The 12,337-nt window shown below is 70.1% G+C and carries 12 protein-coding genes and 3 pseudogenes; 10 read left to right on the forward strand and 5 right to left on the reverse strand.

Features of this window, described 5'->3' with window-relative positions:
- Window positions 1-2: 2 nt before the first annotated feature.
- The 3 genes and pseudogenes from CRP49_RS00740 to CRP49_RS00750 all read left to right on the forward strand — a co-directional run.
- Window positions 3-2,870, forward strand: coding sequence for a glycoside hydrolase family 2 TIM barrel-domain containing protein (locus CRP49_RS00740; RefSeq protein WP_097251666.1), 2,868 nt, complete (start codon window positions 3-5; stop codon window positions 2,868-2,870).
- Window positions 2,871-2,976: 106 nt separating this feature from the next.
- A pseudogene (locus CRP49_RS00745) lies at window positions 2,977-3,366 on the forward strand (ATP-binding cassette domain-containing protein); the annotation flags it as partial.
- Window positions 3,366-3,605 (forward strand): annotated as a pseudogene (locus CRP49_RS00750) (ABC-2 family transporter protein); the annotation flags it as partial. The pseudogenes CRP49_RS00745 and CRP49_RS00750, both read left to right, overlap by 1 nt.
- Window positions 3,606-3,703: 98 nt before the next feature.
- Here the strand turns inward: CRP49_RS00750 and CRP49_RS00755 are convergent.
- The 3 genes and pseudogenes from CRP49_RS00755 to CRP49_RS00765 all read right to left on the reverse strand — a co-directional run bounded on the left by CRP49_RS00755 (window position 3,704) and on the right by CRP49_RS00765 (window position 5,334).
- On the reverse strand, window positions 3,704-4,369 hold the full coding sequence (locus CRP49_RS00755) for a hypothetical protein (RefSeq protein ID WP_097251667.1): 666 nt from the start codon (window positions 4,367-4,369) through the stop codon (window positions 3,704-3,706).
- Between the two features lie 240 nt (window positions 4,370-4,609).
- Window positions 4,610-4,881 (reverse strand): annotated as a pseudogene (locus CRP49_RS47615) (VOC family protein).
- Window positions 4,882-5,019: 138 nt separating this feature from the next.
- Window positions 5,020-5,334, reverse strand: a complete 315-nt coding sequence (locus CRP49_RS00765; RefSeq protein ID WP_097251668.1) for an antibiotic biosynthesis monooxygenase — start codon at window positions 5,332-5,334, stop codon at window positions 5,020-5,022.
- 201 nt (window positions 5,335-5,535) lie between these two features.
- Here CRP49_RS00765 and CRP49_RS49020 point away from each other — a divergent pair, with 201 nt between their 5' ends.
- Both CRP49_RS49020 and CRP49_RS00775 read left to right on the forward strand, forming a co-directional pair.
- Window positions 5,536-5,775 carry a transposase gene (locus tag CRP49_RS49020; protein ID WP_218892949.1) on the forward strand — a complete coding sequence of 80 codons (240 nt, stop codon included), beginning with the start codon at window positions 5,536-5,538 and terminating at the stop codon, window positions 5,773-5,775.
- Between the two features lie 20 nt (window positions 5,776-5,795).
- Window positions 5,796-7,112, forward strand: a complete 1,317-nt coding sequence (locus tag CRP49_RS00775; RefSeq protein WP_097251670.1) for a jacalin-like lectin — start codon at window positions 5,796-5,798, stop codon at window positions 7,110-7,112.
- Here CRP49_RS00775 and CRP49_RS00780 read toward each other — a convergent pair.
- Window positions 7,105-7,503, reverse strand: coding sequence for an ATP-binding protein (locus tag CRP49_RS00780; protein ID WP_097251671.1), 399 nt, complete (start codon window positions 7,501-7,503; stop codon window positions 7,105-7,107). The two genes, CRP49_RS00775 and CRP49_RS00780, sit on opposite strands and share 8 nt — an antisense overlap.
- 115 nt (window positions 7,504-7,618) lie before the next feature.
- Here CRP49_RS00780 and CRP49_RS00785 point away from each other — a divergent pair, with 115 nt between their 5' ends.
- The 5 genes from CRP49_RS00785 (at window position 7,619) to CRP49_RS00805 (ending at window position 11,554) form a co-directional block, all read left to right on the forward strand.
- Window positions 7,619-8,464 carry a helix-turn-helix transcriptional regulator gene (locus CRP49_RS00785; RefSeq protein WP_097251672.1) on the forward strand — a complete coding sequence of 282 codons (846 nt, stop codon included), beginning with the start codon at window positions 7,619-7,621 and terminating at the stop codon, window positions 8,462-8,464.
- Window positions 8,461-8,652: a DUF397 domain-containing protein gene (locus CRP49_RS00790; protein WP_097251673.1), complete on the forward strand. Its 192-nt coding sequence runs from the start codon at window positions 8,461-8,463 to the stop codon at window positions 8,650-8,652. Before CRP49_RS00785 ends, CRP49_RS00790 begins: the two co-directional genes overlap by 4 nt.
- Window positions 8,649-10,190: a hypothetical protein gene (locus tag CRP49_RS00795; protein WP_097251674.1), complete on the forward strand. Its 1,542-nt coding sequence runs from the start codon at window positions 8,649-8,651 to the stop codon at window positions 10,188-10,190. The genes CRP49_RS00790 and CRP49_RS00795 overlap by 4 nt, the downstream gene beginning before the upstream one ends.
- Before the next feature lie 61 nt (window positions 10,191-10,251).
- Entirely contained in the window at window positions 10,252-10,836 is a 585-nt protein-coding gene (locus CRP49_RS00800) for a TetR/AcrR family transcriptional regulator (protein ID WP_097251675.1), read from the forward strand.
- Window positions 10,829-11,554 carry an alpha/beta fold hydrolase gene (locus CRP49_RS00805; protein ID WP_097251676.1) on the forward strand — a complete coding sequence of 242 codons (726 nt, stop codon included), beginning with the start codon at window positions 10,829-10,831 and terminating at the stop codon, window positions 11,552-11,554. Before CRP49_RS00800 ends, CRP49_RS00805 begins: the two co-directional genes overlap by 8 nt.
- Here CRP49_RS00805 and CRP49_RS00810 read toward each other — a convergent pair.
- Complete coding sequence (locus CRP49_RS00810) at window positions 11,488-12,297, reverse strand: isocitrate lyase/phosphoenolpyruvate mutase family protein (protein WP_097251677.1); 810 nt, start codon at window positions 12,295-12,297, stop codon at window positions 11,488-11,490. The two genes, CRP49_RS00805 and CRP49_RS00810, sit on opposite strands and share 67 nt — an antisense overlap.
- Between the last annotated feature and the right edge of the window lie 40 nt (window positions 12,298-12,337).

A 12,337-nucleotide genomic window follows, 5' to 3' on the forward strand; every position in this document is an offset into this window, starting at 1 on the left:
CGATGACTTTCCGCACTGCCACCGAGTACGTCGAGGACGTCTCGCCGGGATCGGGGGCGCTGCCGCCCCGGGCCTGGTACGCGTCCTCGGACGCCAAGTCCCTCTCACTCAACGGCAGTTGGCGTTTCAGACTGTCGGACACGGCCGACGCCGAGGACGACTCCTTCGCGGAGGAGGGGTACGACGCCGGTGGCTGGGCGGAGGTGTCGGTCCCCGGCCACTGGGTCCTCCAGGGGCACGGCTCCCCCATCTACACCAACCACCTCTACCCGTTCCCGGTCGACCCGCCCCGTGTCCCGACCGAGAACCCGACCGGCGACCATCTGCGCGTCTTCGACCTGCCCGAGGACTGGCCTGCCGACGGCGGGGCCGTACTGCGTTTCGACGGAGTGGAGTCCTGCGCCCGGGTCTGGCTGAACGGCACGGACATCGGCGAGTTCAAGGGCTCCCGGCTGCCGCACGAGTTCGCGGTCGGGCACCTGCTGAAGCCGAGCGGCAACGTGCTCGCTGTCCGCGTCCACCAGTGGTCGGCCGGCTCCTACCTGGAGGACCAGGACCAGTGGTGGCTGCCCGGCATCTTCCGTGACGTCACCCTGCTGCACCGCCCGGCCGGCAGCACCCTCGACTTCTTCGTGCACGCCTCCTACGACCACGTGACCGGCACCGGCACCCTGCGCGTCGACTCCGACGTGGACGGCCGGGTGACCGTCCCGGGCCTCGGCATCGACATCGCGACCGGCGAGCCGGTGACGGTGCCGGTCGAGCCGTGGACGGCGGAGCGGCCGACGCTGTACGACGGCGTACTGGCCACCGAGGGCGAGCGGGTGCCACTGCGCATCGGCTTCCGCACGGTGGAGCTGTCGGACGGCCTGATCAAGGTCAACGGCAGGGCGGTGCTCTTCAAGGGCGTCAACCGGCACGAGTGGCACCCGGAGCGGGGCCGCGCGCTCGACCTGGAGACCATGCGCGAGGACGTGCTGCTGATGAAGCGGCACAACATCAACGCCGTCCGCACCTCCCACTACCCGCCGCACCCCGCCTTCCTCGACCTGTGCGACGACTTGGGCCTGTGGGTGATCGACGAGTGCGACCTGGAGACCCACGGCTTCACCGAGCAGGCCTGGCGGGACAACCCCGTCGACGACGACCGCTGGACCCCGGCGCTGCTCGACCGCGCCGCCCGGATGGTCGAGCGGGACAAGAACCATCCCTCGGTGGTCATCTGGTCCCTCGGCAACGAGGCCGGCACCGGCCGCGGCCTGACCGCGATGGCCGAGTGGATCCGCGGCCGGGACTCCTCGCGGCTCCTGCACTACGAGGGCGACCTGGGCTGCCGAGACACCGACATGTACTCGCGGATGTACGCCGACCACGCCGAGGTCGAGCGGATCGGCCGCGGCCTGGACGGCGGCACCCACAAACGCCGCGAACTCCCCTTCATCCTCTGCGAGTACGGGCACGCCATGGGCAACGGCCCTGGCGGGCTCGTCGACTACCAGCGGATCTTCGAGTCGTACGACCGGCTCCAGGGCGGCTTCATCTGGGAGTGGATCGACCACGGCATCAAGGACGAGCGGTACGGCTACGCGTACGGCGGCGACTTCGGCGAGGAGCTGCACGACGGCAACTTCGTCTGCGACGGCCTGCTGTTCCCGGACCGGCAGCCCTCCCCCGGCCTGGTCGAGTACAAGAAGGTGATCGAGCCGGTCGCGATCGAGGGCGACGGCGGCGGCACCCTGCGTATCACCAACAAGTACGACTTCGCCGACCTGGCGGCGCTGGCGTTCACATGGTCGTACCAGGTGGACGGCGAGACGGTCGGCTCCGGCGACCTGACGGTGCCCGCGCTGGCGCCCGGCGAGTCGGCCGAGGTGAAGCTGCCCGAGCCGCCGGCCACCGCCCCGGCCGGCGAGGCCCACTGGGCGGTACGGGCGCTGCTCGCCGCCGACACCCCGTGGGCGCCGCGCGACCATGTCGTCGCCTGGGGCCAGGTCGCCGTGTCCGCGCGCCAGGCGCCGTCGGTCGCGGCGACCGACGGTCCGGTGCTCGGCGACGCGCTGATCACCCTCGGCCCGGCCTCCTTCGACGCCCGCACCGGCGCCCTCAGGACGGTCGGCGGGGTGGATGTCACCGGGCTGCGCCTGGACGTGTGGCGGGCGACGACCGACAACGACGACGGCGCCGCCTGGCAGACGGACATCCGCTACGGCCTGCTGTGGCGCAAGTTCGGCCTGCACCGGATGCGGCACCGCCTCGACGCCGTGGAGCTGGGCGACGACGCGCTGACGGTCCGCACCCGGGTGGCGCCGGCGGCCTGGGAGATGGGGCTGTCGACCGTGTACCGCTGGACGTCGGACGGAAACCGTCTCCAGCTGACCGTGTCCGTGACACCGGACGGCGACTGGACCGTACCGCTGCCCCGGCTCGGCATCCGCTTCGGGATGTCCGCGGCGGACCGTGTGCGGTGGTACGGCGGCGGCCCGGGTGAGGCGTATCCGGACAGCAGGACGGCGTCGACGGTCGGCCGCTGGCAGTCGTCCGTGGACGAGCTGCAGACGCCGTACGTCCGTCCGCAGGAGAACGGCGCCCGCGCCGACGTCCGCTGGGCGGAGATCGGCGGCCTGCGCATCGAGGGCGACCCGGAGTTCTTCTTCACCGCCCGCCGCTGGACCACCGAGCAGCTGGACGCGGCGTCCCACCGCACCGACCTCTCCCCCGGCAGCACTGTGTGGGTCAACCTCGACCACGGCCAGCACGGCCTCGGCTCCCAGTCCTGCGGTCCCGGCCCGCTGCCCCAGTACCACCTGGCGGCCGGGCCGGCGGAGTTCTCGTTCGTCTTCTCCGAGGCCCCCGCCTCGGAGACCAGGTGACCGACACGGTCCTGACACCTTCCGCGGCCGGCCGGCGGCTGTTCCCCCGGCCGGCCGTGGTCGCGTCCCGCGTGCGTCGGATCCGGCGGACGAGGAGACATATCGAGTGATCGGCAACATCGAGGTCCGCGGCCTGACCCGCACCTGACACACGACGGTCCGCCGCCCGGGCTTCGCGGGCGCGCTGCGCTCCCTGGTCAACCCGGAGCGCGTCGCCAAGCACGCCGTCTCCGACATCACCTTCGACGTCGCCGCGGGCGAACTGCTCGCCCTGCTCGGCCCGAACGGCGCGGGCAAGTCGACCACCATCAAGATGCTCACCGGCATCCTCACGCCCACGTCCGGTGAGGCGCGGGTCGCCGGTGTGGTGCCGTACCGGGAGCGGGAGCGCAACGCCCGTAACATCGGGGCGGTGTTCGGGCAGCGCACCCAGCTGTGGTGGGACCTGCCGGTGCGGGAGTCGTTCGCCATCCTGCGCGACATCTACGAGGTACCACCTTCGGCAGCTACCCGCTGAACGTGCTCCCCAGGGCGGTGGGCGGCTTCCTGACCTACGGCCTCCCGCTCGCCTTCGTCGCGTACTTCCCGGCCGCGGTCCTGACCGGCCACGGCCACACGACCGGTGCACCGTACTGGCTGGCGGCGGCATCGCCGCTGCTGGGCCTGGTCGCGTATCTGCTCTCCCGGTTGCTGTGGCGGTGGAGCCCCGGGCACTACACGGGGGTGAACGGGTGACGGCGTCGCTGCCCGGTGAATCTTGCGCTCGGCTCCCGTGCACCACCGCGTGCACTCGAACCGCGCGCTCGCGGCGCCCCGGAGGGGTGACGGCGGCGTCAGTGCGGTAGGGCCGGTGAGCCGACGGGTGCACGTCGTGCGGCGCTGCGGTAGGTGGAGATACCCAGCGCGAGCAGCCAGTAGCTGAGGATCGCGCCCATCAGGGCGGTGGTGCCCCAGCCGTTCGCCGCGTAAAAGTGTGCGGGGTTGTTGCCGAAGAACAGGGACGGCACGAAGATCAGGTTGGCTCCGGCCAGGACGTAAGCCGAGCGGCCGGTCCAGCGCGCCAGCAGGTTCGTACGACAGATGCCATAGCCCACCGTGATCAGGAAGACCGCGAGCATGAGGCGGCCGATCGCCCCGTAGAGGATGTAGGTGCCGCTGACCGTGATGGTCGGGTCGATCGGGTGGTCGGCGGCGATGACCGCGCCGGCTTCCAGCCCGCTGGAGACCAGGGTGATCGTCGCGTAGACCAGTCCGGTGGCGAAGGCCATCGTGCCGACCCATTCGTAGGCGGGGTTCACGCGCTTGACCAGTTCGCGGAAGGCCGTCACGAACACGACCAGGAACGCCAGCGCGACCATTGCGATCAGCAGCCTGGCCAGGACGTTCGAGTCCGGCGGCGGGCCGGAGTAGATGAAGTACAGGGGCACTTCGACGATGAAGGCGGCCGCGGCGGCGATTCCGGCGAGGCCCGTCAGGCGCCTGGCGATGGTTTCGTTCATGGGTGTCCCCCTGGGTTGTCCGTGTGCTGGGTTCCTCGTCGGTTCATTGCCGACGAGGTGAATCCTGCCGCTCCCGGCGCTCCTCGTCGCTGGGGCTGGACACCGGATGGGGGGTGGTCCTACCGTCACCCGCTGCTCGAAGGTGGTGTCGATGACGCCGACAACCTGCGACCTCGAACCCGACTGGAGCGTGTTTGAGAGGGGTCTTGTTGCCGGTATTCAAGTTTGCCGCCATCGGTCTCACGACCCGGCGCCGCCCGGGGTGAGGATTTCCATGAGATGTCCGTCGGGGTCGTGGAAGTAGGTGCCCCTGCGGCCTATGGTGCGCTCGCTGTGATAAATCTGCCCAATTTCTTGGCACGCGGGATCGCCGTAGTGGGTGATTCCGCCGTGCTGGATGCGGGCGAGGGCGGCGTCGAACTCCTGCTCAGGCCGAGGATTTCGGCCAGGAACTGCGCCGAGGCTTGCGGGTCACGGGCGGGGACGATGGTGTGATTCAGTTCCACGGTCATAGTGACTCCTCTTCAGGGGCGGGGCTACGCGTGGTGGGTGCTCGGCGGCCTTGGCGACCCGGCATGGTGCAGGGATGCGTGGCTACCCGGGGGAGGGCAGGGCTTCCCTGCTGCCCTCCCCCGGCTGCAGCTGCCGTGTCATACGTCGATCTGCTCGAAGATGTGCGGGTACGACACGATGTCGTCGGGGAACTCGGCCGCCATGCGCTGGAACTCCGGGCTGCCGAACGCCGTGGCGAGCGCCTCGGTCGACTCCCAGACCGCGACGTTCATCAGAAGTTGACTGTCCGCCGTTCCCTTGTGCATCTGCAGGGAGACGAATCCCGGCTGACCCTTCATGAACTCCGCCTGCCTGCGAAAGAGAGTCAGGAACGCTTCAGTCCTCTCCTTCGGGACGACGAAGGTGTTGGCCAGGACGATGGGCCCGGTCTTCTCCTTGAACTGCGCGAACATCGGCGTAAGCGGGCCGTGAAGTCAGCCGCAGTTCCCGTTCCGATGGGCGACTTCGGTCGGACCGCGCGAAGCCGTGTCAGACGTGGGGATGACACCGGACCCTGAGGGGCGCGGGCTCGCGGCCGACACGGGCGAAGGCGAAATACCGTCAATCCGCAGGAGCGCGTTCCTGCTGCGCATGGCGTCCGGATGCGCCCTGCCATGTTCGACGCGAAGCTGCTCCCGACGACGGTCAGGATGGTCGCGGCCGGCGTCGCGCTGCCGATACCGAAGATGGGCCGACCGCCACCCGACCTTCGGCAGGTCTTCGACGGGAACTGGTGGCGGGAGCGAACCGGCTCGCCCTGGCGGGACGTGCCCGAGCGCTACGAACTTTCGCGTCACGCACTGATGTTGAACAATTTTCTCAACTATCCTTCAAAATCAAACAGGTTGGCATGAACATGGTGCCCATGCGACCCATGAGACGACTCCTCACCGCCCTCGCGGCGGGCGCCCTGGCCATCGCCGGACTCACCGCCTCCACCGGCACCGCCCAGGCCGCGACCTCCGGCACGTTCAACGTGCTCACGTACAACGTGGCCGGCCTCCCGGAGGGGCTCAGCTCCAGTCATCCGGCCACCAACACCCCGCTGATCTCACCGCGGTTGGCGGGCTACGACATCGTGAACGTCCAGGAGGACTTCAACTACCACGCGGCGCTGTACGCGGGCGACAACCACCCGTACCGCACGGCCACCAGCGGCGGCGCGGGCATCGGCGACGGTCTCAACACCCTCTCGAAGTACCCCTTCGAGGACTTCGAGAGGGTCAAGTGGAACAACTGCACCGGCACCAACTGCCTGACCCCGAAGGGCTTCACGCTGACCCGGGTGCGCCTGGCCGAGGGTGTCTTCGTCGACCTGTACAACCTGCACCCCAACGCCGACGACACCGACGACGCCCTCGCCGCCCGCCGCGCCAACATCGCCCAGGTGTCTGCCTTCATCAAGGCCAACTCGGCGGGCAACGCCGTGATCGTCATGGGCGACACCAACACCCGCTACACCCGCGCCGGCGACAACATCCGCACGCTCGTCGACGACAACGGGCTGACCGACGCGTGGGTGAAGCTGGTGAAGGGCGGTACGGCTCCCACGCAGGGCGCCGACCCGTTGCTCTGCCCGACGTCGGCCCCGACGAACGACTGCGAGGTGGTCGACAAGGTCCTCTACCGCGGCAGCAACCTGGTGAACCTGACGGCCACCCGGTACAACGACGAGTGGGCGAAATTCCTGGACTCGTCCGGCGGGAACCTCTCCGACCACTTCCCGCACACCGTCGACTTCTCGTACACCCTCAACACGAAGCTCCGCGCGAGCGACTTCCTCGGCGGCCCGCACGGCACGGCCTTCAACGACGCCGACGACCTCCCGGCCACCCTCGCCCCCCGCACGCTCACCCTGCGCGGCGACGCCCGCCTGGACGCGGTCTCCCTCACCCACGACGGCGGCACGGTCCTCGGCCACGGCGGCACGGGCGGTACGGCGACCTCCCTGACCCTGGCCTCCGGTGAGCACCTCACCTCGGTGAAGCTGACGGAGGGCCAGAAGGACGGCCGTACCCGGATCTTCTCGGCCGCCTTCGGCACCGACAAGGGACACACCCTGTCCGCCGGTACGGCGACCACGGACACCGTCACCTTCACCGCGCCGTCCGGCTGGCAGATCGTCGGCTTCACCGGCCGCTCCGGCGACGAGATCGACAAGCTCGGGGTGCTGTACGCGCCGATCAGCTGAGCGGGACGTCCGCCCAGACTGTCTTGTGCACGCCGTCCGGGCGGAGTTCCACGCCCCACTTCTCCGCCAACGCCTCGACCATCAGCAGCCCGCGCCCACCCTCGTCCGGCTCCCCCTGCGCCCGCATGGGGAGCCGTTCCACGCGCGCGTCCAGCACCTCGACGCGCACGACGTCCCCCTCCAGTAACAGCCGCACGCGGAAGCCGCGCCCCCGGACCCGACCGTGTCGTACGGCGTTCGCGGCGAGTTCGGCGGCGACGAGCGTGACGGTGTCGCTCACCTTGCTCCCGTGTGCGAACCCCCATACATCCATCCGGTTCGCCACCAGTTGCCGCGCCCGCCGGGCGCCGTGCGGTGTCGCGCTGAAGAGCTGGGTGAACGTACGTTGCATGCCCCAACCGTCCCGCCTGACACGGGAGTCGGCCAGCGACAGAACTCGTACGCTGCGCACTGTACGAGTTCACGCTCTGGACAGTCACCGTGACGTTCCGTGACCCTTGGTCGACATGACCGACAGCACCATCAGCATCGAGCAGACCACCAACGAGCCCGAGCCGTCCGACAGCCTGAAGGCGTTCGGCGCGGCACACAAGGCCTTTCGCAGGCGGGCGGGTTACACGCAGGAGCAGTACGCGCCGCTGGTCGGGTACCAGCCGGGGACGATCGCTTCCATCGAGCAGGGGCGGCGGTTTCCGCCCCGGGTGTTCGTGGAGCGGGCGGAGGAAGTCCTGGACGCGTTCGGTGTGTTGAGGGGGGTGTACAGGCATGCGACGAGGGAGAAGGGGCTCGCTTCATGGTTCCGACAGTGGGCGGAGCTGGAGGAGCAGGCGATCAGTCTGTACACGTTCGAGAACCGGCTGGTGCCGGGGTTGTTGCAGACGGAGGCGTATGGGCGCTCGATCTTCAGCGAACGCGTCCCCATGCTCAGCGACTCCGAGATCGAGGCTCAAATCACGGCACGGCTGGCACGCCAGTCGCTGCTGAGGGAGCGCCCCAACACAGCCTTCAGTTTCATCATCGAGGAGCATGTGCTCCTGCGTCAGACCGGCGGCGTGAAGGTCGTGCGCGAGCAGATCGAACACGTCCTGGAGGCGACGGAGCCGCGCAACGTGGAGTGCCAGGTGTTGCCGATGGCGCGCGGCGCCCACGCCAGTATGGACGGTCCCATCCGGCTGCTGGAAACGCCGGAGAACGAGTGCTTCGCCTACTGCGAGGGACAGGAGAACAGCCAGTTCATCACTGACGCAAAGAAGATCAGCGCACTCCACATGCGGTATGCGAAACTTCGCTCACAGGCTCTGACCCCCGAGGATTCCAGGAGCCTGCTGCAGCGGATGCGAGGAGCGCTATGAGCACAACCGAACTGGTCTGGTTCAAGAGCAGCTACAGCGGCGACGACTCCGGCCAATGCATCGAAGTCGCCACCTGCCCCACCACCATCCACGTCCGCGACTCCAAGAACACCACCGGCCCCCAGCTCGCCCTCACCCCGGCCTCCTGGACGGAGTTCCTGGCGTTCGCCGCCCGCGACCGCGGGTGAGGTCGGAGCCTTTCAACCGCCGGGTGCGGCTGGTCGTCGAAGTACGTGACGACCGTGACGAACTGGAGCTGGCGGAGGGCGTGTTCGCCGCTCAGGGATGGCGGGTTCGCCCGGCGCGGGACGGCGACGCGGTCAGCGCGGACGACGGATACTCCGGGCTGATCGTCGAAGTTCCGCTCCGGGGCTCCCGCTTGACGGCCAGGTCGATGGCCGCCGAGCAGGTGACGACACTCGCCGCCCGGCGGAAGCTGGACGTGTGGGTGCGCGAGGCCAAGCTCGTACGGCCCAAGCCCGCCGAGCCGAACACGACGTACCACGTCCATCACAAGGTGCCGGACGGTGCGAGCCCCGCTCTGCGGTGGCTCGCCGAGCACTGGATAGCCGTCGGCGGGTGGGACGTACGCCATACGCTGCATCTGCGTGGCGAGCACACCGAAGAGCAACGCGACCGCGCGCTCGCCGAGTTGAGCGGGCGGAACCTCGGCGGCGCGCCGTTCGACCCCGATGCGCACGACATCCGTAGGGCGATCGGTCCCCGGCCCCGCGACGGATCGACGGATCGACACCGTAAGGCGCTGCAGTTCGCCGTCATCGGTGTGGTCGTACTCGTGAGTCTCGCGTGCGGGATCACCCTTGGGGCGTCGACCACGCCCTGGCGGTTCCTGGCACTGGCCTGGCCGCTCGGTATGTGCTGGCCGGTGGGTACGTGGGTGTCCGCCAACGAGCCCCGGCCGTGGCTCGTCCGGCTCGGGATCGGCGTGGCCCTGGTCTGGGGCCTGACCGCCTTCGGGTTCATCTGGGGGGACTCCCAGCCGGGGGGACTGTCCAGACAGTTCGCCGGGATTCTCCTCACCTTGCTCATCGGCTTCACGGTCTTCGGCCTGTGGTACGCCCTGAGCGAGTCCTGGTTCAGCCGCAACATGCAGTGGTTCCTGCCCGTACTCGCGGCTCCGCTGCCGTTCGTGCTGCCGTGGGCCGGGTCGTATCTGCACTCCATGTACCTGGAGGAGCGCTTCGGGATCCCGGCCGACTCGGTGCATGTGGCCTTCTACTGGCAGTACGCCGTGGCGCTGCGGCCGCTCGGACTGGCCGTGGCGTGTTCGCTGGTGCTGGTCGCGCTGGGCGGCTGGGCCCGTCACTTCAACCTCCAGACGGGGGCGAGCGGGCTCGTCCGATGGGTCCTGCCGTTGATGGTGCTGGTCGCGGTCCTGTCCGTGGCGATCGAGGCGCTGACCGGTGTGGACCAGGCCGCCGACCGAACGATCGCGGACGCCACCGCCGGCAAGCGCTACCCCGCCGCGTACTTCGGCATCCGGGGCGAACTCGTCTGCGTAGCACCGCTCAATCCGAAGATTCCCGTCATCAACGGGCCGGTACCGACGACCCACCCGGTCCTCGTCTTCCAGGCGAGCGGTGACACCGTCTGGCTCTGGGACCCGGACCCGGCCCGGGGCGAGGACACGTCCCGCCATGCGCTGCGCGTGCGGGCGGAGGACGTGCAGTTGGCCGCCGCCGGCGGCAGGCGCTGCGGCGCCTGAGTGACACCTTGAACCTAGAGCCCCTAGGATTGCCCCTAGGTGACCAAGGAGGAGGTGTCAGATGGCCCGTGCGGGACTCACCGTCGACCGACTGGTCGCGGCCGCCGCCGACCTCGCCGACGAGGCGGGCTTCGAGAACGTCAGCCTGTCCGCGCTGGCCCGGCGCTTCGGGGTGAAGGACGCGAGTCTGTACTCGCACGTCCGCAACCTGAACGACCTGCGCACCCGGCTCGCCCTGCACGCGGGCGGCGAGCTGATCGACCGGATCGCGGCGGCCGTGGCGGGCCGGGCCGGGCAGGACGCGCTGGCCGCGTTCGCGGGCGCGTACCGGGCGTACGCGCTCGACCACCCGGGCCGGTACGCGGCCACCCAGATCCGCATCGAGCAGGCCCTGATCGCCGACTCCCCCGCCATGCGCCGCACGGCCGAGATCACCTACGGCATGCTGCGCGCCTACGGCCTGGACGAGCCGGATCTGACGGACGCGGTCCGTCTGCTGCGCAGCACCTTCCACGGCTACTGCGCCCTGGAGTCCACGGGCGGCTTCGGCGCGGCCCGCGACGTGCAGGCCTCCTGGGACAAGGCGGTCGAAGCCCTGCACCTCGCCCTCAGCCACTGGCCCCGGGAGCGGAAGAACGATGACTGAGTCCCTGTCCTACGACTCCTACGACGTCACGGGCAGCGGTCCCGTCCTACTGCTCGTGCCGGGCGGCGCCGGGCACCCCATGGGGCTCGGACCGCTCACCGAGCGGCTGGCGCAGCGCTTCACCGTGGTGACGTACGACCCGCTGGGCCTCGCCCACGGCCGGCTCGGCCTGCCGGTCCCGGACCAGCGGCCGGCGGACTGGAGCGAGGGGGCGCACCGGGTACTGGAGACGGTGCTGCCCCCGGACGAGCAGGCGTACGTGTTCGGGACCAGCTCCGGCGGCATCGCCGTCCTCGACCTGCTCGCACGGCACCCGCGGCGGCTGGCGCATGTGGTGGCGCACGAGCCGCCGTGCGTGACGGTACTGCCGGACGGCCGGGAGCGGCGGGAGGAGCTGATCGGGCAACTGGACGGACCCGGACGGCCGCCCGCCGAGGGCGCCGACGCAACCCCGATGGGCGTCTTCCTCGCCCACGTCCTGCGCCCGTTCTCCGCCCACCTTCCCTCCCTCACCGCCCCCGAGCACCGTCTCACCGTCGCGGTCGGCGCCGACTCACGCGGACAACTCCTCTACAGCACCGGCGAGTTGCTCGCCGACCTCTTCGGCAGCCGGTTGATGGAGTTCCCGGGCGGGCATCTCGGCACCCTGGATCACCCCGTGGAGTTCGCCGACGTCCTCGCCGAAACACTCCTCTCCAGCGCACGCACCTCGTCGTAGGAAGGTGTCGTACCGCCCGGCACCCGCCCGGCGGCGATGTCCGACACCGCGTCCAGGGCCGCGCCCAGCGCCCGCCGGTAGAGCAGCGAGCCGAGGCTGACGCGGCGGACGCCGAGGTCGGCGAGCCGGGGCACGGTGGGGCCGGCGGGCGAGTACAGGATGTTGAGCGGGGCGTCGACGCGCCGGACGAGGGCGTCGATCCGGGCCGGATCGGTCAGTCCAGGCACGAACACCCCGTCGGAGCCCGCCTGTTGGTAGGCGTCGAGGCGGCGCAGGGTGTCCGTCTCGTCGCCGTCGCCCAGCCAGTACGTGTCCGTACGGGCGTTGACGAACAGGCCGGGCACGGCCGCCTTCACCGCGGCGATCTTCGCGGCGTGCCGGGCGGCCGGCCCGAGCCCGTCCTCCAAGTTGATGCCGACGACCCCGACGGCCCACAACTGGTGTGCCAGTTCGGCGACTTCGTCGGGATCGTCGGAGAAGCCGTCCTCGGCGTCGACGGAGAGCAGGTACGGCTCCGAGCCGAGGGTGAGGGCGAGGCGCAGGGTGTGGTCGCGGGTCGCCGCCTCGCCGTCGGGCAGTCCGACAGCCGCCGCCACGGCGAGACTGGTCGTGCCGATCGCGGGGAAGCCGCGAGCCGCTAGGGCGGCGGCCGAGGCGTGGTCCCAGGCGTTGGGCAGGAGCAGCGGCTCGCCGGGGCGGTGGTGGAGTGCGGCGAAGGCTGTCACGGCAGGCTCTGCGGTCATACGCCCACGGTAGGCGCGGGTCGTTTCGGCGCCGGCCGAA

Source organism: Streptomyces sp. Ag109_G2-15 (assembly GCF_900215565.1).
GTDB classification, from domain to species: Bacteria; Actinomycetota; Actinomycetes; order Streptomycetales; family Streptomycetaceae; genus Streptomyces; species Streptomyces diastatochromogenes.

Bases quoted from the DNA above. Each gene is read 5' to 3' on its own strand.
- CRP49_RS00790 (WP_097251673.1), top strand. From the start codon at position 8,461: ATGAGCACAACCGAACTGGTCTGGTTCAAGAGCAGCTACAGCGGCGAC.
- CRP49_RS00740 (WP_097251666.1), top strand. From the start codon at position 3: ATGACTTTCCGCACTGCCACCGAGTACGTCGAGGACGTCTCGCCGGGA.
- CRP49_RS00775 (WP_097251670.1), top strand. From the start codon at position 5,796: ATGAGACGACTCCTCACCGCCCTCGCGGCGGGCGCCCTGGCCATCGCC.
- CRP49_RS00765 (WP_097251668.1), bottom strand. From the start codon at position 5,334: ATGTTCGCGCAGTTCAAGGAGAAGACCGGGCCCATCGTCCTGGCCAAC.
- CRP49_RS00805 (WP_097251676.1), top strand. From the start codon at position 10,829: ATGACTGAGTCCCTGTCCTACGACTCCTACGACGTCACGGGCAGCGGT.
- CRP49_RS00810 (WP_097251677.1), bottom strand. From the start codon at position 12,297: ATGACCGCAGAGCCTGCCGTGACAGCCTTCGCCGCACTCCACCACCGC.
- CRP49_RS00755 (WP_097251667.1), bottom strand. From the start codon at position 4,369: ATGAACGAAACCATCGCCAGGCGCCTGACGGGCCTCGCCGGAATCGCC.
- CRP49_RS49020 (WP_218892949.1), top strand. From the start codon at position 5,536: ATGTTCGACGCGAAGCTGCTCCCGACGACGGTCAGGATGGTCGCGGCC.
- CRP49_RS00785 (WP_097251672.1), top strand. From the start codon at position 7,619: ATGACCGACAGCACCATCAGCATCGAGCAGACCACCAACGAGCCCGAG.
- CRP49_RS00780 (WP_097251671.1), bottom strand. From the start codon at position 7,503: ATGCAACGTACGTTCACCCAGCTCTTCAGCGCGACACCGCACGGCGCC.
- CRP49_RS00800 (WP_097251675.1), top strand. From the start codon at position 10,252: ATGGCCCGTGCGGGACTCACCGTCGACCGACTGGTCGCGGCCGCCGCC.